The organism is Pseudomonas vancouverensis, from assembly GCF_004348895.1.
Lineage (GTDB): Bacteria > Pseudomonadota > Gammaproteobacteria > Pseudomonadales > Pseudomonadaceae > Aquipseudomonas > Aquipseudomonas vancouverensis.
Window position 1 is genome coordinate 133,947 of the sequence record NZ_RRZK01000023.1, and the last position, 20,865, is coordinate 154,811.

14 protein-coding genes and 1 tRNA gene are annotated in these 20,865 nt (G+C 62.3%); 11 read left to right on the top strand and 4 right to left on the bottom strand.

Annotated features, from left to right (window positions below; genetic code table 11):
- The first annotated feature begins 44 nt into the window (after positions 1-44).
- Positions 45-1,964 carry a hybrid sensor histidine kinase/response regulator gene (locus EIY72_RS17215; protein ID WP_093220731.1) on the top strand — a complete coding sequence of 640 codons (1,920 nt, stop codon included), beginning with the start codon at positions 45-47 and terminating at the stop codon, positions 1,962-1,964.
- Here EIY72_RS17215 and EIY72_RS17220 read toward each other — a convergent pair.
- Complete coding sequence (locus EIY72_RS17220) at positions 1,942-3,303, bottom strand: cation:proton antiporter (protein WP_093220735.1); 1,362 nt, start codon at positions 3,301-3,303, stop codon at positions 1,942-1,944. The two genes, EIY72_RS17215 and EIY72_RS17220, sit on opposite strands and share 23 nt — an antisense overlap.
- Positions 3,304-3,453: 150 nt before the next feature.
- On the bottom strand, positions 3,454-4,608 hold the full coding sequence (locus tag EIY72_RS17225) for a MalY/PatB family protein (protein WP_093220740.1): 1,155 nt from the start codon (positions 4,606-4,608) through the stop codon (positions 3,454-3,456).
- A gap of 323 nt (positions 4,609-4,931) precedes the next feature.
- Here EIY72_RS17225 and fdnG point away from each other — a divergent pair, with 323 nt between their 5' ends.
- The 7 genes from fdnG to EIY72_RS17265 all read left to right on the top strand — a co-directional run bounded on the left by fdnG (position 4,932) and on the right by EIY72_RS17265 (position 14,009).
- On the top strand, positions 4,932-7,997 hold the full coding sequence (fdnG, locus tag EIY72_RS17235) for a formate dehydrogenase-N subunit alpha (RefSeq protein ID WP_151098665.1): 3,066 nt from the start codon (positions 4,932-4,934) through the stop codon (positions 7,995-7,997).
- Positions 7,998-8,933: a formate dehydrogenase subunit beta gene (gene fdxH / locus EIY72_RS17240; protein WP_093220754.1), complete on the top strand. Its 936-nt coding sequence runs from the start codon at positions 7,998-8,000 to the stop codon at positions 8,931-8,933. It begins immediately after the preceding gene.
- Positions 8,930-9,583 carry a formate dehydrogenase subunit gamma gene (locus EIY72_RS17245; RefSeq protein WP_093220759.1) on the top strand — a complete coding sequence of 218 codons (654 nt, stop codon included), beginning with the start codon at positions 8,930-8,932 and terminating at the stop codon, positions 9,581-9,583. Before fdxH ends, EIY72_RS17245 begins: the two co-directional genes overlap by 4 nt.
- A 3-nt stretch (positions 9,584-9,586) precedes the next feature.
- Positions 9,587-10,522 (top strand): formate dehydrogenase accessory protein FdhE, encoded by a 936-nt coding sequence (gene fdhE, locus EIY72_RS17250; RefSeq protein ID WP_093220762.1) that lies wholly within the window; start codon positions 9,587-9,589, stop codon positions 10,520-10,522.
- A gap of 51 nt (positions 10,523-10,573) precedes the next feature.
- A complete protein-coding gene (selA, locus tag EIY72_RS17255) occupies positions 10,574-12,004 on the top strand; it encodes an L-seryl-tRNA(Sec) selenium transferase (RefSeq protein ID WP_093220767.1) in 1,431 nt (476 codons plus the stop codon).
- A complete protein-coding gene (selB, locus tag EIY72_RS17260; RefSeq protein WP_093220770.1) occupies positions 12,001-13,908 on the top strand; it encodes a selenocysteine-specific translation elongation factor in 1,908 nt (635 codons plus the stop codon). The genes selA and selB overlap by 4 nt, the downstream gene beginning before the upstream one ends.
- Before the next feature lie 5 nt (positions 13,909-13,913).
- Positions 13,914-14,009: transfer RNA gene (locus EIY72_RS17265), tRNA-Sec, on the top strand.
- A gap of 9 nt (positions 14,010-14,018) precedes the next feature.
- On the opposite strand, the gene EIY72_RS17270 is transcribed toward EIY72_RS17265, so the two are convergent.
- Both EIY72_RS17270 and EIY72_RS17275 read right to left on the bottom strand, forming a co-directional pair.
- Positions 14,019-15,350 carry an OprD family porin gene (locus tag EIY72_RS17270; RefSeq protein ID WP_093230514.1) on the bottom strand — a complete coding sequence of 444 codons (1,332 nt, stop codon included), beginning with the start codon at positions 15,348-15,350 and terminating at the stop codon, positions 14,019-14,021.
- A gap of 143 nt (positions 15,351-15,493) precedes the next feature.
- Entirely contained in the window at positions 15,494-16,147 is a 654-nt protein-coding gene (locus EIY72_RS17275; RefSeq protein ID WP_093220773.1) for a hydrolase, read from the bottom strand.
- A 170-nt stretch (positions 16,148-16,317) separates the two neighbouring features.
- Between EIY72_RS17275 and EIY72_RS17280 the strand changes: the two genes are divergently transcribed.
- The 3 genes from EIY72_RS17280 (at position 16,318) to aspT (ending at position 20,861) form a co-directional block, all read left to right on the top strand.
- Positions 16,318-17,406 carry an AI-2E family transporter gene (locus EIY72_RS17280; RefSeq protein WP_093220779.1) on the top strand — a complete coding sequence of 363 codons (1,089 nt, stop codon included), beginning with the start codon at positions 16,318-16,320 and terminating at the stop codon, positions 17,404-17,406.
- A gap of 127 nt (positions 17,407-17,533) precedes the next feature.
- The gene (locus tag EIY72_RS17285; protein WP_093220784.1) at positions 17,534-19,144 is read left to right on the top strand and encodes a mechanosensitive ion channel family protein; all 1,611 of its coding nucleotides are present in this window, start codon (positions 17,534-17,536) and stop codon (positions 19,142-19,144) included.
- 25 nt (positions 19,145-19,169) lie between these two features.
- Positions 19,170-20,861 (top strand): aspartate-alanine antiporter, encoded by a 1,692-nt coding sequence (gene aspT / locus EIY72_RS17290; RefSeq protein ID WP_093220788.1) that lies wholly within the window; start codon positions 19,170-19,172, stop codon positions 20,859-20,861.
- Positions 20,862-20,865: the final 4 nt, after the last annotated feature.

The following is a 20,865-nucleotide window of genomic DNA, read 5'->3' on the forward strand; positions in this document are numbered from 1 at the left end:
CGGTTTGTCTCATACTCGAAAGAAACAATCGTGCGGTGGGATCAATGAACGAAGATCGAATCAAGACCAGCGCCATCGATGACAGCCGTTTCCGGCTGCTGATCGATGCGGTGATTGACTATGCGATCTACATGATTGATCCCGACGGCATCATCACCAGCTGGAACTCCGGTGCCAGGCGCTTCAAGGGCTACGAAGAAACGGAGATCCTCGGCCAGCACTTCTCGCGTTTCTATACCGAAGACGATCGTCGCGCCGGTTTGCCGCAACGGGCGCTGGACACGGCGATTCGCGAAGGGCGTTTCGAGGGCGAGGGATGGCGGGTGCGCAAGGACGGCACGCATTTCTGGTGCCATGTGGTGATCGATCCGATTCGCGATGCATCCGGCACCTTGCTGGGGTTCGCCAAGATCACCCGCGACCTGACCGACCGCAAGATGGCCGAGGAAACCCTCAAGCAAAGCGAGCAGCAGTTCCGCCTGCTGGTGCAAAGCGTGACCGACTATGCGATCTACATGCTTTCGGCCGAAGGCTGCGTGACCAACTGGAACCCCGGTGCCCAGCGCATCAAGGGCTATTTTCCCGAAGAAGTCATCGGCCAACACTTTTCGATGTTCTACACCCCGGAAGACCGCGAGGCTGGCGAACCGGCAAAAACCCTTGAGAAGGCCGTGCGCGAAGGGCGTTTTGAAAACAAGGGCTGGCGGCTGCGCAAGGACGGCACACGGTTTCTGGCCCATGTGATCGTTGACCCGATCTGGGGCGAAACCGGGACCTTGCTCGGTTTCGCGAAAATCACCCGCGACATCACCGACGTGACCCAGGCCCAGCAGGCACTGGAGCAAACCCGGGAAGCGCTGTTCCAGGCGCAGAAAATGCAGGCCATCGGTCAGCTCAGTGGCGGCATCGCCCACGACTTCAACAACCTGCTGACCGTGATCCTCGGCAACCTGGAAATCGTCCGTAAACGCGTGTCGGAGGATCCGAAAATCCTCCGCCTGATCGACAACGCTACCCAAGGCGCGCTGCGCGGAGTCTCCCTGACCCAGCGCATGCTGGCCTTTGCCCGGCGTCAGGAACTCAAGTCGGAGTCTGTGCAGGTCCCGGCGCTGATTGAAGGTATTTCCGGGTTGTTGCGCAGTTCGTTGGGCCCTACGGTAAAAATACAAACGCGCTTTCCCGAGGGCCTGGAAGCGGTGTTGGCCGATGCCAACCAGCTGGAGTTGGCGGTGCTGAACCTGGCCACCAATGCCCGCGATGCCATGCCCCAGGGCGGCACGATCCTCTTTAGCGCAGACACTGAGGTGGTCACTGACACCGATCGTTCTTCATTGGCGGCGGGGCGTTATGTCTGCCTGAGCATCACGGATACCGGGGAGGGCATGGACGAAGCAACACTGGCTTCGGCGATGGACCCGTTCTTCACCACCAAGGGCGTGGGCAAGGGCACAGGCCTGGGCTTGTCGATGGTCCACGGTTTTATCGAGCAATTGGGTGGGCAATTTACCCTCAAGAGCGAGATTAACCGGGGCACCACCGCAGAAATATGGTTGCCGGTTGCCACGGCTGGCGCGGTAGCCGTGCCGATCATGAAGCAGAACACGGTCACTGTGCCGCGGCTTTGCGTACTGGTGGTGGACGACGACAACCTGGTATTGACCAGCACTGGCCTGCTGCTCGAAGACTTGGGGCACAAGGTCATCAGCGCCACCTCCGGGGCGAGCGCGCTGGAGGCCTTCCAGCGCGAGCCGTGCATCGACCTGGTCATCACCGACATGGCCATGCCGAACATGAACGGCGCGCAACTGGCCCATGCGATGCGGCTGATCCGGCCCGACGTACCGATCATTCTGGCGACTGGTTACGCTGAGCGGCTGGAAGGCTTCTCCGCCCATCTGCCACGCTTGTCCAAGCCGTTTACCCAACTCAATCTGGTGGACATCATCGCGACGGCGATGAAGTAAACCGGCGTTTTTGCCGTTCGTAACGGGCCAGCAGCGGTTGCGTGCTGATGCCATGGACCAGGATGCTCAGGGCCACCACCGAGAGTGTGATGTCCGCGCACAGTGTCGCCGCGGAGGGCGCCAGGTTATGGTTCAAGGCATAGAACAGGTAATACAGGCTGCCGATTCCGCGGATGCCGAACCAACCCACCAACAGGCGCTGCCGGCCATCGAGCAAGCGTCCCCACGGCATCACCGCGACACACAGGGGGCGGATCACCGCGAACAGCCCGAAGGCGATCAGCAGTGCCCGCCAGTCCCAGTGTGCAACCAGTACCACCCCCAGCAAGGTCACCAGAAATACTTCCATGGCCCGTTCCACCAGGCTGCCGAATGACAACATGTCACCCATCATGATGCCGGCGGCGACCTGAGCGTCTTCCAGGTGCTCCACATCGCCGTGAACAGCAGCTTCGGGGTCGACATGCTGGTGGCCGACCACCGGCTGGACCAGCTGTTCGGCGGGGGTATGGCCATGCCCTGTGGTTTGTGCTTCCGCCTGGCGCAAGCCCAGCCCGGCGGCAAACACCGAAAGAAACCCATAGCCGTGGATCGTCTCGGCCACGACGTAGGCCAAGGCGATCAGGGCAAGGGCCAGGTAATCATTGGGGGAGAAGGTGCTGTCAGCGTTGCGGATACGCATGATCAACGTCAGTCGACCAATGCCCCGCGCCATCCAGTAGCCGGTGAGTAACCCGACGGGAACGGCCCACAGCAGGCGCTTGATGGCCCACTCATCGAGCCAGGCCGTGGAGTCGGTGCCCTGTTGAATCAGCAGTAAACCCAGGATGACAAAAGGAAAGGCGATCCCGTCGTTCAGGCCTGCCTCGCCGGTCAGCCCGAATCGCACCGGGTCGGCGTCCCGGGCATCGCTGACCTGAACCAGCGAGGCCAGCACAGGATCGGTCGGTGCCAGGATCGCGCCGATCAGCAGCGCCGGACCCCAGGCCACCCCGAACGCAAGGTGCAACAACAGCGTGACACCGGCAATCGTCAGGACCATCACCGGCCCCGCGAGGGCAAAGGCCACCCGCCAGCGGCGGTCACCCATCGGCAGCCTTAATTTGAGCCCGCAGACAAACAGGGAAAACAGCACCGCCACTTCCGTCAGGTGCTCCATCCAGAACGCCGCGTCCTTGATATCCAGCCGCAACAGGCCAAACCCCGCCGGCCCGATGGCCACGCCCAGCACCAGACACACCGCCGAGGTCGTGACCGGCAGCCAGCGCAGGTAGGAGGAAGTGAGGGCCAATGTCAGCAATACCGCGCCCATCACCGCCAGCCAGGCAACGAAGCTCATGGGCGGAGCTTGATCAGGGGTTCAGCGAGCAGGCGAGGGGGGGCGGGCATCAGTACCTCCAGACATCGAAAGGCCCACCGATGGGTGGGCTTATTCGCAGTGGAGTGCGTGAAGTGCCGGCAGGTTCAATGCGGTAAACCTTGGGGCGGCTCAGGCCACGCGATTGCGCAGGCTGCGCTCCATGCGCGCGATGCCTTCTTCGAGCAAGGCCCGCGGGCAACCGAAGTTCAGGCGCACGAACTGTTGGCCGTCATCGCCGAAATCCAGGCCTGCGCTCAAGCCGACTTTGGCCTGTTCAAGGAAGAACTGCTGAGGGTTGTCCAGGCCCAGCGCCGAGCAATCGAGCCATGCCAGGTAGGTGCTTTGCGGCACGTTCATGCGAATGCCGGGCAAGCGGGTGCGCACGGCCTCGACCAGGTAATCACGATTGCCTTGCAGGTAGACCTTCAACTCGGCGAGCCATGGCGCGGCTTCGCTGTAGGCGATGCGGGTGGCTTCCATGCCCAGCGGGTTGACGCTGTCGACCATGCCGCAGCGGGCCTGGTTGACTCTTTCACGTACATGGCGGTCCTGAATGATCATGAACGAGGTCTTCAGGCCGGCGATGTTGTAGGCCTTGCTCGCCGACATCAGGGTGATGGTGCGCTGGGCGACTTGCGGGCTCAGGGTGGCCATCGGCACGTGGGTGCGACCGTCGAAACACAGTTCGGCGTGGATCTCGTCGGAAATGATCCAGGCGCCATGTTCCAGGCAAATGTCGGCAATGGCCTGCAGTTCTTCCCGTGGGAAGGCTTTGCCCAGCGGATTGTGCGGGTTGCTCAGCAGCAGCGCACCGCCACCTTGCAGCGATTCGTTCAAGGTCGCCAGTGGCGTGCTGTAGGAGCCATCAGCCTGCTCGTCGAAACCGAGCTCAACCTTGTTCAGCCCCCAATGCCCCGGCGCATGGCGCAATGGTGGGTAGTTAGGCACCTGGACCACTACGTTCTGCTGTGGTTGCACCAGCGCCTTGAGCGCCATATTGAAACCGGACTCGACACCCGGCAGGAAAATCAGCTCCTGGGGTTCGACACGCCAGGCGTACTTGTTCCACAGGTCGGCGACTATGGCTTCGCGCAGGTCGTCCTGGGCCACGCTGTAGCCGACCATGGGGTGTTCCAGACGCTTTTGCAGGGCCTGGATGATCATCGGCGGCGCGGCAAAATCCATGTCGGCGACCCACATCGGCAAGACGTCGGCCGGATAGCGGCTCCACTTGGTGCTGCCGGTGTCGTGGCGGTCGAAGACCTGATCAAAATCGAAAGTCATGCGTGGTCTCGTAAAAGGCGGGGTTAATCATGCCCGCCATGATAAGCCCCACCGATAGGCGACACCACCATCCCCTGTGACAGTGAGCCTGCTCGCGAAGAGGCGGGGCAGGCAAAACTGAAAGTGAGTGTGCCGACGCCATCGCGAGCAGGCTCGCTGCCACAGGGATTGTGTACTGACCGACAAACGGCCGACGGTCGGTTTTCACACCGGACGCCTGGGTGTTGACTACAGTTTCAAGTGTCGGCAGCCCGTCTGCCGCGCCCGTGATTGTCCGAAAAATCCGCCAAAGCAGCGGATCTCCACCTGATCAGGAGTGCACGATGGATCTCAGCCGTCGTCAATTCTTCAAGGTCGCCGGTATCGGCCTTGCAGGCTCAAGCCTGGGGGCGTTGGGCATGGCCCCGACGCTTGCCTTTGCCGAACAGGTGCGTCACTTCAAGCTCGCCCACACCCTTGAAACCCGCAACACCTGCCCGTACTGCTCGGTGGGTTGCGGGGTGATCATGTACAGCCAGGGCGATACGGCGAAGAACGTCGCACAAAACATCATTCACATCGAAGGTGACGCCGATCACCCGGTCAACCGCGGCACCCTGTGCCCCAAAGGCGCCGGCCTGCTGGACTTCATTCACAGCCCGAGCCGCCTGCAATACCCGCAGGTGCGCAAACCCGGCAGTAGCGAATGGACGCGTATCTCCTGGGACGAAGCGCTGGACCGCGTCGCCGATCTGATGAAGGCCGACCGCGACGCCAACTTCATCGAGAAGAATGCCCAGGGGCAAACGGTGAACCGCTGGCTGACCACCGGATTCCTCGCGGCGTCGGCGGCCTCCAACGAGGCAGGCTACATCACCCATAAAGTGGTGCGCAGTCTCGGCATGCTGGGGTTCGATAACCAGGCACGTGTCTGACACGGCCCGACGGTGGCAAGTCTTGCCCCGACGTACGGCCGTGGTGCCATGACCAATACCTGGACCGATATCGCCAACGCGAACCTGGTCCTGGTGATGGGCGGCAACTCTGCAGAAGCGCACCCTTGCGGATTCAAGTGGGTGACCGAAGCCAAGGCGCACAACAGGGCGCGCCTGATCGTGGTCGACCCGCGTTTTACCCGGACCGCCTCGGTGGCCGACTATTACGCGCCGATCCGCACCGGCACTGACATCGCCTTCATGGGCGGCCTGATCAATTACCTGCTGACCGAGGACAAGATCCAGCACGAATACGTGCGCAACTACACCGACGTGTCGTTCATCGTCAAAGCCGGCTATGGCTTCGAGGATGGCATCTTCAGCGGCTATGACGCGGCCAAGCGTACCTACAGCGACAAATCCGGCTGGGGCTACGAGCTGGGCGAAGACGGCTTTGCCAAGGTCGACCCGACCCTGCAGGACCCACGCTGCGTCTATCAACTGATGAAGCAGCACTACAGCCGCTACAACATCGACCTGGCCAGCCAGATCTGTGGCATGCCCGTGGATGCGATGCAGAAGATCTGGGAGGAAATCGCCACTTGCTCGCAACCGGGCAAGACCATGACCATCCTCTACGCATTGGGCTGGACCCAGCACTCGATCGGTGCGCAGATCATCCGCAGCGCGGCGATGGTGCAACTGTTGCTGGGCAACGTCGGCATGCCGGGCGGGGGCGTCAATGCCCTGCGCGGGCACTCCAACATCCAGGGCCTGACCGACCTGGGCCTGTTGTCCAATTCGCTGCCGGGCTACCTCACGCTGCCGGTGGATGCCGAGCAGGATTACAACGGCTACATCACCAAGCGCACGCAAAAACCGCTGCGACCAGGGCAGCTGTCCTACTGGCAGAACTACGGCAAATTCCACGTCAGCCTGATGAAAGCCTGGTACGGCGCCAACGCCACCCTGGAAAACAACTGGGCCTACGACTACCTGCCGAAATTGGACATCCCCAACTACGACATCCTCAAGGTGTTCGACCTGATGGGCCAGGGCAAGGTCAACGGCTACATGTGCCAGGGCTTCAACCCGATTGCGGCCTTGCCGGACAAGAACCGGGTGATGGCGGCGCTGGCGAAACTGAAGTGGCTGGTGGTGATGGACCCGCTGGGCACCGAAACCTCGGAGTTCTGGCGCAATGTCGGGCCGTACAACGATGTGAAAAGCGCCGACATCCAGACCGAAGTGATTCGCCTGCCCACCACCTGTTTTGCCGAGGAAGACGGCTCGCTGGTCAACAGCAGCCGCTGGCTGCAATGGCACTGGAAGGGCGCCGATGGCCCGGGCGAAGCGCAGACCGACATCCGCATCATGAGCGAACTGTTCCTGCGCCTGCGCCAACGCTATCAGGCCGAGGGCGGCAAATACCCCGACCCGATTCTGAAACTGTCCTGGCCGTACAAGATTCCCGACGAGCCTTCACCGGAGGAACTGGCCAAGGAAATCAACGGCTACGCCACCACCGACTTCACCGATGCCACGGGCGCGGCGATCAAGGGCAATTCGCAACTGGCGGCGTTCGCCCAGCTCAAGGACGACGGCAGTACGGCGTCCGGTTGCTGGATCTTCTGCGGCAGCTGGACCGAGACCGGCAACCAGATGGCTCGCCGTGATAACAGTGACCCCTATGGCATGCACCAGCATCAGGGCTGGGCCTGGGCCTGGCCGGCCAACCGGCGGATTCTCTACAACCGTGCCTCGGCGGATCTGCAAGGCAAGCCGTGGGATCCGAAAAAACGCCTGGTGTGGTGGAACGGCAAGGCCTGGACCGGTACCGATGTGCCGGACTACAAGGCCGACGTCGCGCCGGAGGCGGGGATGAACCCGTTCATCATGAACCCCGAAGGCGTGGCGCGCTTCTTCGCCGTCGACAAGATGAACGAAGGCCCGTTCCCCGAGCACTACGAGCCGTTCGAGACGCCGATCGGTATCAACCCGCTGCACCCGCAAAACAAGAAAGCCACCAGCAACCCGGCAGCGCGGATCTTCGATTCGGTGTGGGATTCCCTCGGCGTGGCCAAGGACTATCCGTACGCCGCCACCAGTTACCGGCTGACCGAGCATTTCCACTTCTGGAGCAAGCATTGCAAGCTCAACGCGATTGCCCAACCCGAGCAGTTCGTGGAAATCGGCGAAGTGCTGGCCAAGGAAAAAGGCATAGCGGCCGGTGACCGGGTGCGGGTCAGCAGCAAGCGCGGTTTCATTGAAGCGGTGGCGGTGGTGACCAAGCGGATTCGTCCGCTGCAGGTCAACAATCAGGTGGTGCACCAGATCGGTATCCCGCTGCACTGGGGCTTCACCGGGCTCACGCGCCACGGCTACCTGACCAACACCCTGGTGCCGTTCCTCGGTGATGGCAACACCCAGACCCCGGAATCCAAGTCATTCCTGGTCAACGTGGAGAAAATCTGAATGGCCAGCCAAGACATCATCGCTCGCTCGGCCACCACCACTGTGCCGTCCTCGGTGCGACAGCTGGAGGAAGTCGCCAAGCTGATCGACACCACCAAGTGCATCGGTTGCAAGGCCTGCCAGGTCGCGTGCTCGGAATGGAACGAGCTGCGTGACGAAGTGGGGCACAACCACGGCACCTACGACAACCCGCAGGACCTCAGCGCAGAGACCTGGACCCTGATGCGCTTCACCGAGCACGAAACCGACGCCGGCAACCTCGAGTGGCTGATCCGCAAGGACGGCTGCATGCACTGTGCCGAACCCGGTTGCCTGGCCGCGTGCCCAAGCCCCGGGGCGATCATCAAGCACGCCAACGGCATTGTCGACTTCAACCAGGACCACTGCATTGGTTGCGGTTATTGCATCACCGGTTGCCCGTTCAACATCCCGCGCATCTCGCAGAAGGATCACAAGGCCTACAAGTGCACCCTGTGTTCCGACCGTGTGGCCGTGGGGCTGGAGCCGGCCTGCGTAAAAACCTGCCCGACCGGGGCCATCGTGTTCGGCTCCAAGGCCGACATGAAGGTGCATGCCGACGAACGCATCGTCGACCTCAAGAGCCGTGGCTTTGACAACGCCGGCCTGTACGACCCCGCCGGCGTCGGCGGCACCCATGTGATGTACGTGCTGCACCACGCCGACACACCGACAATCTACGCCAACCTGCCGCAAGACCCGGCCATCAGCCCGTTGGTAGGCCTGTGGAAAGGCATCAGCAAGCCGCTGGGCCTGCTGGCCATGGGGGCGGCGGTGCTGGCCGGGTTCTTCCATTACGTGCGCATCGGGCCGAACCGTACCGAAGAGGATGAGCATCCCGATGCACCGGACACCGCGGTGCATGTCGTCGATCCTGCGGTACACACCTTCGATCCACGCGGGGAGGACCGGCCATGAGCAACAAGACGATCCTGCGTTACACCGCCAACCAGCGCACCAATCACTGGCTGGTGGCGATTCTGTTCTTCATGGCCGCGCTGTCCGGGCTGGCGTTGTTTCACCCGGCGCTGTTCTGGCTGAGCAACATGTTCGGCGGTGGGCCTTGGACGCGCATCCTGCACCCGTTCATGGGCGTGTTGATGTTCCTGCTGTTCCTCGGCCTGGTGTTTCGCTTCTGGCGGGCCAACTTCTTTATCGACAACGACTGGAAGTGGATGCGCCGCATCGACCGCGTGCTGGTCAACGACGAGGAAAGCGTACCTCCGGTGGGCAAGTACAACGCCGGGCAGAAAATGCTGTTCTGGACTTTACTGCTGTGCATGCTCGGCCTGCTGTTCACCGGGCTGGTGATCTGGCGGGCGTACTTCAGTGCGTACTTTGGCATCACCGTGATTCGCTGGGCGATGCTGTTGCATGCACTTGCCGGGTTTGTGCTGATCCTGAGCATCATCATCCACATCTACGCCGGCATCTGGATCAAGGGTTCGATCAGCGCGATGATGCACGGCTGGGTCAGCCGCGCCTGGGCGAAAAAGCACCACGAACTCTGGTACCGCGAGGTGACTCGTGACGAGCCTGCCGAACGGCCGATCACCAAAAAGGGCTGACCATTGCCAAGCATCCTGGAACCTGGGGAAATCGAAGCGGCCGCCAGTTCGCCGCCGTTTCTGCACCTGCCACCGCACAACCTGTTCAGCCTGCGCGCCGAGCGCCTGGAGCGCCTGGAGCGTCTGGCCGAAGGCCATCCGCTGGCCGATTACCTGCATTTGATCGCCGGGCTGTGTCGCGTACAACAGCAGGTCTTCGACGATCCACCGCAGAGCCAGCCACTGGATCGTCAGCGCATAGAACTGTGCCGGCAACACGGCTTGCCGCCGTTCGCCGCTGACAGTCTGGCCCGCGAAGATGACTGGCAGCCTTACCTGGATGCGCTGTTGCAGCGCCATCCTGAGCCGTCGCAAAACGCCGTGGCTGAAGCCTTGGCGACATTGCGTCAGGCCAGTACCGGACAACGCCGCAGTTGGGCGGTGGCCCTGGTCAGCGGTCAGTATTCGCTGGTGCCGGCGGCCCTGGTGCCGTTTCTTGGCGCCGCACTGCAAACGGCCTGGAGCCATTGGCTGCTGGGCACGCCCAATCTGCAACTGACCCCCGGCGACAGTCTCTGCCAATGTCCGGCCTGCGGTTCACCGGCCATGGCCGGGGTGATTCGCCACCGTGGCAAGCACAACGGCTTGCGATACCTGGTGTGCTCCCTGTGCGCCTGCGAGTGGCATGTGGTGCGGGTCAAGTGCGTGTACTGCGAGCAAAGCAAGGGCCTGGAATACCTCAGCCTCGCCGACGATCGCCATGCCGCCAATCAGGCGCCGCTGCGCGCCGAGATCTGTCCGGGCTGCAACAGCTACCTGAAACTGTTCTACCTGGAAAACGACGCCGAGGCCGAGGCCTTGTCCGGCGATCTGGCCAGCCTGATGCTCGACATGCGCCTGGCCCAGGACGGCTATCAGCGCCTGGCGCCGAATCTGTTGCTGGCGCCGGGAGACGAATGACCACAGCGTCTACACTCTGGCGCGACGGTCATTCGATTTCAGGAGCGCCTGATGCCTTCCAGTGTTACCCGCCAAGCACCGCATCTGCCTTCCATCGACAGCCTGCTGCGTCACCCGGCGTGCCAGCCGTTGCTCGAACGCTACGGGCGCGAGGCGTTGCTGGCGGCGTTGCGGCAATTGCTGGATGAGCTGCGTGAGGGTCTGCAACGGGGTGAACTGACGCCGGCAGAAGTCGGCCCCGAGGTTCTGGCGGGGCGAGTGGGGGAGCGCCTGCACGTGCAGCATCGCAGCCAGGTGCGTCGGGTGTTCAACCTCACCGGCACCGTATTGCATACCAACCTCGGCCGAGCCTTGCTGCCGGACGCCGCCATCGAAGCCGTACAAATGGCCGCACGCTATCCGCTCAATCTGGAATTCGACCTGCACAGCGGCAAGCGCGGTGACCGTGACGATCTGATCGAAGGCCTGATCCGCGAACTGACCGGCGCTGAAGCGGTGACCGTGGTCAACAACAACGCGGCGGCGGTGTTGCTGACCCTCAATAGCCTGGGCGCACGCAAGGAAGGCATCATTTCCCGGGGCGAACTGATCGAGATCGGTGGCGCCTTTCGCATTCCCGACATCATGGCCCGCGCCGGGGTGAAGCTGCACGAAGTCGGCACCACCAACCGCACCCACGCCCGTGATTACGAGGCGGCCATCGGCCCGCGTAGCGGCTTGATCATGCGTGTACACGCCAGCAACTACAGCATTCAAGGCTTTACCACCCGCGTCGACACCGCAGCGCTGGCGCAGATCGCCCATCAACATGGCCTGCCACTGCTCGAAGACCTCGGCAGTGGCAGCCTGCTGGACCTCACGCGCTGGGGCCTACCTGCTGAGCCCACGGTGCGCCAGGCGTTGCTCGATGGCGCGGACATCGTCACCTTCAGCGGCGACAAGTTGCTCGGCGGCCCGCAAGCCGGGTTGATCGTCGGGCGCAAAGAGCTGATCAGCAAAATCAAGAAAAACCCGCTCAAACGCGCACTGCGGGTCGACAAACTGACCCTCGCTGCGCTTGAAGCGGTGCTGAACCTGTACCGCAACCCGGATCGCCTGGCGGAGAAGTTGCCCAGCCTGCGCCTGTTGACCCGACCTCAGGCCGACATCCTCGCCCAGGCCGAACGTCTGCGCCCGACCCTGGCCAACGTGTTGGGCGCAGGCTGGAGTGTCAGCGCCATGCCCGCGCTGGGCATGATCGGCAGCGGCAGCCAACCCGTGGCGCGGCTCGCCAGCGCGGCATTGTGCCTGCGTCCGCTGACCTCCAAGCGTCTACGCGGTCGATCCTTGCTGAAGCTGGAGGCGGCGTTTCGTGAATTGCCGATTGCCGTGCTGGGACGCATTGATGACGACGCCTTGTGGCTCGATTTGCGGCAGCTGGATGATGAAACGGCCTGGCTGGCGCAACTAGAGCAATTGCCGGTGGAGGGCCGGGCAGGGTGATCGTCGGCACGGCGGGGCATATCGACCACGGCAAGACCGCATTGCTGCAGGCACTGACCGGTCAGGCCGGCGACACCCGCCGCGAAGAGCGCGAACGGGGCATGACCATCGACCTCGGTTATCGCTATGCCGCGCTGGAGCAGGGAGCGGCGCTGACCGGGTTCATTGACGTGCCCGGCCACGAACGCTTCACCCATAACATGCTCGCCGGGGCGCAAGGCATCGATCTGGTGCTGCTGGTGGTGGCCGCCGATGACGGCGTGATGCCGCAGACCCGTGAGCATCTGGCGATTGTCGAGTTGCTGGGTATCCCGCAGGCGCTGGTAGCAATCAGCAAATGTGATCGGGTCGATGCGGGCAGGGTGCTGGAGGTGCAGGAGCAAGTACGGGCGTTGTTGGCCCCCGGGCCCTACGCCGCCGCGCCTTTGATTGCACTGTCGAGCATCACCGGCGCAGGCGTGGAGACGCTGCGTGCACACCTGCTGCAAGCGCAACGCGACGTGCAGCAACGCAGCCGCGAGGGCGGTTTCAGGCTGGCCATCGATCGCGCCTTCAGTGTCGCCGGTGCCGGCATCGTGGTCACCGGCACCGCGTTGTCCGGGCAGGTCGCGGTCGGCGACACGCTGCTGTTCGGGCCACAAGGCAAACCGGTGCGCATTCGCGGCCTGCACGCACAAAATCAGCTGGCAGAACGGGCATTCGCCGGGGAGCGCGTGGCTTTGAACCTGAGTGCCGAACGCCTGGCACTGGAGCAGATTCACCGTGGCCACTGGTTGCTGGGCGAGGGGCTGTACGCGCCGACCCAACGCCTGGATATCGATCTGCATCTGCTGCCCGGCGAGTTGCGTTCGTTCGAACATTTCCAGCCCGTGCATGTGCACATCGGCACCCAGGACGTCACCGGGCGCGTGGCCTTGCTGGAGGGTTCGAGCCTGGCACCGGGTGAACGGATGTTCGCGCAGCTGCTGCTCAATACGCCAGTGCACGCGGTCAAGGGTGACCCGCTGATCCTGCGCGACCAGAGTGCCCAGCGTACCCTTGGAGGTGGACGGGTAGTCGATCCGTTCGCACCGACCCGACAACGGCGTAGCCCGGAACGGCTGGCGCAGTTGCAGGCGCTGGTCGGCGCCGTCCGTCTTGAAGAGGTATTGCCGGCGTTGCTGGCTCACAGCGAATCCGGCGTTGATCCGCAACGTCTGGAACGCCAGTTCAACCAGCCGCGCAGCCATTGGCAGTTGCCCGCTGACGTGCGCATGGTCGACACCCGGCAAGGTCCGCTACTGTTCAGCCGGGCACATTGGGAAGCCCTGAAAGCACCACTGCTGGGTCATCTCGCGCGTTTTCATGAACTCGAACCCGATCAAATGGGCCCCGACCGCGATCGCCTGCGCCGATTCAGCGGCAGCCCACTGGCCCGTCCGGTTTTCATCAGCTTGCTCGACGAGTTACTGGCCAGCAGCGCCATCGCCAGCAGCGGGCCGTGGTTGCATCTGCCCGAACACCAGGTGCGCTTGAGTGATGAAGACCAGTTGCTGTGGCAGCAACTGCAACCACAGTTCGAGGCTGCCGGCTTCAATCCGCCCTGGGTGCGTGACCTTGGGCATGACGAAACGGTGGTGCGCGCACTGCTGCGCAAAATGGCGCGCCTGGGCTTGCTGCATCAAGTGGTGCGCGACTTGTTTTACACCGACGCGTTGCTGCGACGAATGGCGGCTATGCTTGTGCAACTGGCGAACGCCGACCCGGATATTCAGGTCACCGCGTTTCGCGATGCCGTGGGGTTGGGGCGCAAGCGCAGCATCCAGATTCTGGAATACTTCGACCGTATCGGCCTGACCCGACGTTTCGGTGATCGTCGGCAGATCCGTACGGACAACGCCCTGGCTCAACGCACAGAGGCCTGATTCAAGGAAGGCAATCGCGCCCGGTGGCGCGGCCGGGCTTCAAACCCGGTTGGGGACGGCATCCGTTCCCGGGCAGGTTCGACTCCGGCTGCCTTCCGCCACTTTTCCCCTCAGAACGGCCCGAACGCCAGCGGGTACTGGATGACAACGTAGACCCGGTCAATGTCATCGCCGGCTTGGGCCGCGTTGGCCCGATGCGAGACGTGGGACAGTTGCACTGACAAGCCCTTGGCCGCCCCGGACTGCACCACGTAATGCAGGTCGATGTCCCGCTCCCAGTGTTTGCCGCCGTCGCCTTGCTGGGGCTCGTAGGTGCCAGTGGTGTCGTTGAACGGGTTATAGGCGCCGCCTTGCGGTGCGTGGGTGCCGTCGATCTGGCTGCCCCTGACGTAGCGCGTCATGAACTTCAGGCCCGGCACGCCCAGCACCGCAAGGTCGAAGTCATAGCGCGCCTGCCAGGATTGTTCGTGTGCGCCATTGAAGTCGGCGTATTTGATCGAGTTGGCCAGATAGATCGAATCGCCACCGACAAAATCGAACGGCGTATCACCGTCGATCTTCTGGTAGGCCAGGGTAAAGCCATGGCCGGCGACCGAGTACTGGCCGGACAGGCTGAACGCCGTATTGTCGATCGCCCCGGCCAGCGCCCGGCCGGTGTCCTGGGTGTGATAGACGTTGGCGTCGAGAAATACGCTCGACTGCTTGAAGTGCAGGTTGCCGTAGTACTGATGCCAGGTGTCCGTCAGTTCCGAGGCATACAGCGCGCCGCCCACGGGGCTGTCGGTGAACAGATCGGCACCGACAAAGGAAATGCCACCGGCCTCGGTATTGGCCCCGTAACCGAAGAAGTCGCCCTTGCTCGACGCGCTGTCCTGATTCTTGAACGCGGTGAAGTGCCCGGCTTGCAGGTTCATCCCGTCGATTTCGCGGCTGTCGAAGAGAAACCCGGTGGCGTATTCCGGTTGCAGGCGTTTGTCGGCGGTGTCGAACACCGGGGTTTCCACCAGCATTTCGCCGAACGCCAGGGTGGTTTTCGAGCTTTTCAGTTTGATTGCACCGCCGCCGCTTGAATAGTTGCTGGCGCTTTCACCATCACTGTCCACTGGCAGCAGGCCGGTACCGGAATGGCCCTTGCCGCCATCGAGTTTGATCCCGAGAAACCCATGGGCGTCGAGGCCAAAACCCACGGTGCCCTGGGTGAAACCGGATTCAAAGGAGCTGATGAAGCCTTGCGCCCATTCGGCTTTGTAGCTCTTGCCGGACGGCGAGGGCGTGCGGTAATCGCTGTTGAGGTAGAAGTTGCGACTGAGCACGCCCAGGGTTGCGCCGTCGATAAAACCTTGGGCGGACTCGTCGGCCCATGCGCTCCCAGTTGTACCGGCCAGCAATAGCGATAACCACAACGGCAAACCTGCGCGGAGGTCTTGCGAATCACACATCATCATTCGTTCACCACAAGGGGCGGGTTTTCCACCGTCCTGTAGGATCAAGCTCGCGATGGTCGTCAACGATAACGCGGGGCCTCAGACACTCCGTGTTGTCCATGCGCTCATCGCGAGCATGCTCGCTCCTACAGGGGGCCGTATTAGTGGCCTTCCGAGGCACCAAACATGGTCTTGGCATAGATCAGCCCCAGGCCATAAGCGCCGCCATTGGCAATCGAAGTTCTGACCGTCTCGTCATAGGTCTCGCTGCGCGCCCAGTCCCGTTGCAGTTCCAGCAGGTATTGCAGGGAGGTCATGGGACGGGCGCCGATCTGGATCATGCGCTGCATGGCCATTTCATGGGCTTCGGTGCTGACGTCACCGCAGGCGTCGGCGATCACATAGACCTCGAAACCCTGGTCGATGGCCGACAGCGCCGGGCCGACGATGCATACCGAGGTCCACAGGCCGGCGAGGACGATTTTCGCCTTGCCGATCCGGTTCACTTCGACGGCAATACGCTCGTCTTCCCAGGTGTTCATGCTGGTGCGGTCGATGATGTTGTGTTCGGGGAACACCGCTTTGATCTCATCGAATATCGGGCCGGAAAAACTCTTCTCGGCAACGGTGGTGAGAATGGTCGAGACCTTGAAGCCACGGGCTGCCTTGGCCACCAGCGCCGCGTTGTTGCGCAGGGTGACGGCATCGATCGACTTGGTCGCGAAGGACATTTGCGACTGATGGTCGATCATGATCAGGGTGTGGTCGGTCGGGGTCAGCAGGGTTTTGCCGGGAACTGCTTTTGCGATGGCCATGACACTGTCCTTACGGGGGGGAGTGAAGGCGTCATGGTTGCGCAGATCGCAGTACGAATATTGAACCGGTGTGCTGTCTTTGCCTGTGGCTTGGCGAAAGTCTCGGCTACCGCAGACTCTTGCAGGAGCGTCTATGCTGGGCTAATCCTCCCCAATGCCAGGAAGCGCTCATGCAGCTTACCCCTCTGTCCGAGAAAACTTTCTCCCGCAATCTGCTCGATGTGTTCATACGCGCGGGACTGATTGCGGTGCTGGTGCTGTTCTGCTTCGACATCTTCAGCCCGTTTCGTGACCTGATGCTCTGGTCGCTGATCCTGGCGATCACCCTCTATCCCTTGCTGGAGAAGCTCAAGGGACCATTGGGTGAGAAGGAGGGCATGATTGCGACGCTGATAGTGGTGGTCTCCATCGTGCTGCTGGTCATTCCGATCTACATCCTCGGCACCTCGATTGCCGATTCCGTGACCAGCGCCATCGGTGTCGTCAAGGAAGGCGGCTTCCATATTCCGCCACCTGCCGACTCCATCGCCAGCTGGCCGGTGATCGGCAAGCCGCTGTCGGCGATCTGGCTGCAGGCGTCCACGGACCTCTCCGGGCTGATGGCTAAGTACATCCCGCAGATCAAGGACGTCAGCCTGAGCCTGTTGGGCAAGCTCGCCGGGGTCGGCATGGGCTTCCTGACCTTTCTGTTTGCGCTGATCATCGCCGGCGTGTTCATGGCCCATGGGCGGGCCGGTGCACGCAGCGCGGTGCAGATCACCTCGCGCATCAGCGGCCCGGAAAGAGGCCCGCGCATCGCGGCGCTGTGTACCGCAACCATTCGTGCGGTGGCCCTCGGCGTGGTGGGTATCGCGTTTATCCAGATGCTGCTGGTGGGCATCGGTTTCGTCCTCAAGGGCGTTCCCGGTGCCGGCCTGCTGGCCATGGCTGTGCTGTTGCTCGGCATCATGCAGTTGCCGGTGGCGCTGGTGACGATCCCGGTGATCGCCTTCGTTTTCGCCACCGAAGGCGCCAGCACCGCGACCATCATTTTTGCGATCTACTCCTTCGTCGCCGGTCTGGTGGACAACGTGCTCAAGCCTTTGCTGCTGGGGCGTGGTGTCGACGTGCCGATGCCGGTGGTGTTGATCGGTGCCTTGGGCGGCATGGTTACCAGCGGGATCATCGGCTTGTTCATCGGGCCAGTGGTGCTGGCCGTGGGTTATCAGCTGTTCTGGCAGTGGGTCGAAGAACCACTGGGCGACAAGGACGCCGCCTGATCGAGCCGGAGGCAGGATTTTTGCTCCCTCTCAAGGCGCCTTGAACGAAATCTGGCAACCGTTCATCGGTGAACTATGCTCCGACAGGAACCCTCGACCTGAATTTCGTGATGTAAGGAACCGATAGATGTGGAGCAGGCCGCTCGCTGTATTGTTTGCTGTTTTCGGGATGTTCTGGTCAGTGCAGCTGTGGGCCGAAGACGCGCCAAAAACGCCCGATGCCCCGGCTGAACTGAAGGTAGCGAACCGCAGCATCATGGTGTTTCGCGCGACGTTGCTGGGCGAAGCACCGGCGGTGCGGGTCAAGCGGGCCAAGGCGGTCATCACCGAGGCACTGGACGAGGACGACGTTCCTAACGTCAGCCTCGATCCGATCATGAAAAGCTACATGGTGCTGTTGGGCTCGCGTCGGGCGTTCATCGTTTCACCTGACGATTTCGATCCGACTGAATTCGACACCGTGCAGCAGGCTGCCGACGCGGCGGCGGAAAAACTACGCCAGGTCGTGGGCGAAACCCAGGAAGCCCGCAGTCTGCAATTGATCCTCAGATCAATCGCCGCGGCCGTACTGGCCACCGGTATCTACCTGGGCCTGTTGCTCGGCATGTCGTACCTGCGTCGCCGATTGCTGAAAAAGCTGCCCGAGCTGATGCATAAACACACCCAGGCGCTGAAGGTCGGTCGCATTCCACTGATCGATGCCAGCTTCCTGTACCCCTTGGCCAGTCGTGTACTGGAGTTTGTGCGCTGGGTCGTGGTGTTGCTGCTCACCTATGAGTGGCTGGGCTTTGTCCTGTCGCGGTTTCCCTACACCCGGCCCTGGGGAGAAAGCCTTAACAGCTACCTGCTGGAAGTCGGCGAATATCTGCTGCAAGGCATTATCGGCGCCATCCCCGGGCTGGGTGTGGCGCTGGCGATTTTCTTTATCGCCCGTGGCGTCGTAGCGTTCAGTCAGCGCATGCTGCGGCGCATGGCGACGCCCGGCACCTTCAACTGGCTGAATCACGAAACCCTGCGCCCGACCCAGCGCCTGACGTCCCTGGCGATCTGGCTGTTTGCCCTGGCCATGGCCTATCCCTACCTGCCGGGTGCCGGCACCGATGCGTTCAAGGGCTTGTCAGTGCTGGTCGGCCTGATGATTTCGCTGGGTGCTTCCAGCGTGGTTGGTCAGGCAGCGGCCGGGTTGATCCTGACCTACACCCGCACCTTGCGTCCCGGCGAGTTCGTGCGCATCGGCGACCATGAAGGCACGGTGACCGAACTGGGCATGTTCACCACCAGCATTCGTACCGGCCTCGGCGAAGTGCTGACCCTGCCCAACTCGATGATCACCGGGACCGTCACCAAAAACTATTCACGGGTCGTGCAAGGGCCCGGTTATGTGGTCGACACGGTAGTGACCATCGGCTACGACACGCCATGGCGCCAGGTTGAAGGCATGTTGCTGGAGGCGGCCAAACGTACCCAGGGCATCCTCGAATCGCCGCCGCCACAGGTGTTCCAGACGGCACTGTCGGACTTCTACCCGGAATACCGCCTGGTCGCCCAGGCCATTCCCAGCCAGCCACGGCCGCGCGCGGTGTTGCTGAGCATGCTGCACGCCAATATCCAGGACGTGTTCAACGAGTACGGCGTGCAGATCATGTCGCCGCACTACCTGGGCGATCCGCAACAGGAGAAGTGGGTGCCGAGGGACAAGTGGTACACGGCGCCTGCGCAAGAACCGAAGGAATCTTGAAATTCACCGATAGGGAGTCCGCACCATGCTTGAGTTCATTCTCCACGCCCTGCGGACTGACCCGGAAATCGCGGTATTTTTGGCCATCGCCCTCGGCGTGTTCGTCGGCCGTATCCACCTCGGCAGTTTTCATTTGGGGTCGGTTGCCGGCGCGTTGTTGATGGGCTTGCTGATCGGCCAGATCGGTCTCGAAGTACCCGCCGGGTTGAAGTCAGTGTTCTTTGTGATGTTCATCTACGCAGTGGGTTTCAAGAGCGGTCCGGAATTTTTCGGCAGTCTCAATCGCGGCACGCTGAAACTGGTGCTGTTGTCGGTAGTGCTCTGTGCCACCGCACTGGGTGCGATCCTGTTGATGAACTACATCTTCAAATTCGATGCCGGTTTCACGGCGGGCCTGGGGGCCGGTGCGCTGACTGATACCGCGATCATGGGCACCGCCAGCAGCGCCATCAATCAACTGTCGATCGACGATGCCGCCCGGGCCCAGCTCAACAGCCACATGGCGATTGCCTACGCGATCACCTACCTGTTCGGCACCATCGGCCTGATTGTCTTTGTCGGCAGCATTGCGCCGAAACTGCTCGGTGTCGATCTCAAGGCCTCAGCCCGGGAGCTGGAGCTGGAACTGGGTATCGCCAAGGAAGAAGACGCGATCACCGTGCCCTATACCCGTGTGGTGGTGCGCGCCCATCAGGTCGCTGCGAATAGCCAGGCCAATGGCCGGCGGATTGCCGATGTCGAGCGTGAACATGCGTCGCTGACGTTCGAGCGTGTGGTGCGTGCCGGTCAGGTCATCGACCGCGACGAGAATTTCCTGCTGATGGCCGGTGACATCGTTGGCGTCTATGCCTTGCGTGATGCGGTGGGCACGCTCAGCCAATGGCTCGGACCGGAAATCGACCATCCGGAATCCCTGTCGTTCCCCACCCGTGAAGTGGACATCGTCCTGACCTCACCGGAATTCGCCGGCAAGACCATCCATGCCGCACGGGGCCGGCTGGTCAATACCGAGCGCCTGGGGTGCTTCATCAACACCATCACCCGTCAAGGCTACGAATTGCCGTTGCTGCCCAATACGGTGTTGCGTCGGGGCGACGTGATCACCCTGACCGGGCGTACCGCCAGCGTCGAAGCGCTGGCCAAGCGGTTGGGGCGGATTCGTGAACACAACTACAAAAGCGACATCGCCATGCACACCCTGGGCATGGTGCTGGGCTCGCTGCTGGGGTTGCTGTCGACCCATATCGGCATGATTCCCGTAGAGCTCGGTATCGGTGGCGGGGTGTTGGTCGCAGCCCTGGTGATCGGCTGGTACAACTCCCGTCATCCGGAAGTCGGCGCGCTGCCACCAGCTGCGCAATGGGCGTTTTCCGAGTTCGGCCTGACAGCCTTCGGCGCGGTGGTCGGCTTGCTTGCCGGTCCTGCCGCGTTTGCCGCAATGAAGGAACAAGGCCTGGCATTGCTGCTGTCCGGGGCCGTGGTGACCATCATCCCGCCGCTGGTGGCGCTGTACTTCGGTCGTTATGTCCTGCGCTTGCACCCGATGATCCTGTTCGGTGGTCTGGCGGGTGCGCAGACAGAAGCGGCGTCGATGAACAAGATCATCGAGCAGTCCGGCAGCAACACCCCGGTGATTGGTTTTACCGTGTGCTATGCGATTTCCAATGTGCTGTTGGCTGTGTGCGGGCCGATCATCGTGTTTGTGGTGGCGGGATAGACGC

Coding starts and splice junctions, on each gene's coding strand:
- EIY72_RS17215 (WP_093220731.1), top strand. CDS start 45: ATGAACGAAGATCGAATCAAGACCAGCGCCATCGATGACAGCCGTTTC.
- EIY72_RS17220 (WP_093220735.1), bottom strand. CDS start 3,303: ATGAGCTTCGTTGCCTGGCTGGCGGTGATGGGCGCGGTATTGCTGACA.
- EIY72_RS17225 (WP_093220740.1), bottom strand. CDS start 4,608: ATGACTTTCGATTTTGATCAGGTCTTCGACCGCCACGACACCGGCAGC.
- fdxH (WP_093220754.1), top strand. CDS start 7,998: ATGGCCAGCCAAGACATCATCGCTCGCTCGGCCACCACCACTGTGCCG.
- EIY72_RS17245 (WP_093220759.1), top strand. CDS start 8,930: ATGAGCAACAAGACGATCCTGCGTTACACCGCCAACCAGCGCACCAAT.
- selA (WP_093220767.1), top strand. CDS start 10,574: ATGCCTTCCAGTGTTACCCGCCAAGCACCGCATCTGCCTTCCATCGAC.
- EIY72_RS17270 (WP_093230514.1), bottom strand. CDS start 15,350: ATGATGTGTGATTCGCAAGACCTCCGCGCAGGTTTGCCGTTGTGGTTA.
- EIY72_RS17275 (WP_093220773.1), bottom strand. CDS start 16,147: ATGGCCATCGCAAAAGCAGTTCCCGGCAAAACCCTGCTGACCCCGACC.
- EIY72_RS17280 (WP_093220779.1), top strand. CDS start 16,318: ATGCAGCTTACCCCTCTGTCCGAGAAAACTTTCTCCCGCAATCTGCTC.
- EIY72_RS17285 (WP_093220784.1), top strand. CDS start 17,534: ATGTGGAGCAGGCCGCTCGCTGTATTGTTTGCTGTTTTCGGGATGTTC.
- aspT (WP_093220788.1), top strand. CDS start 19,170: ATGCTTGAGTTCATTCTCCACGCCCTGCGGACTGACCCGGAAATCGCG.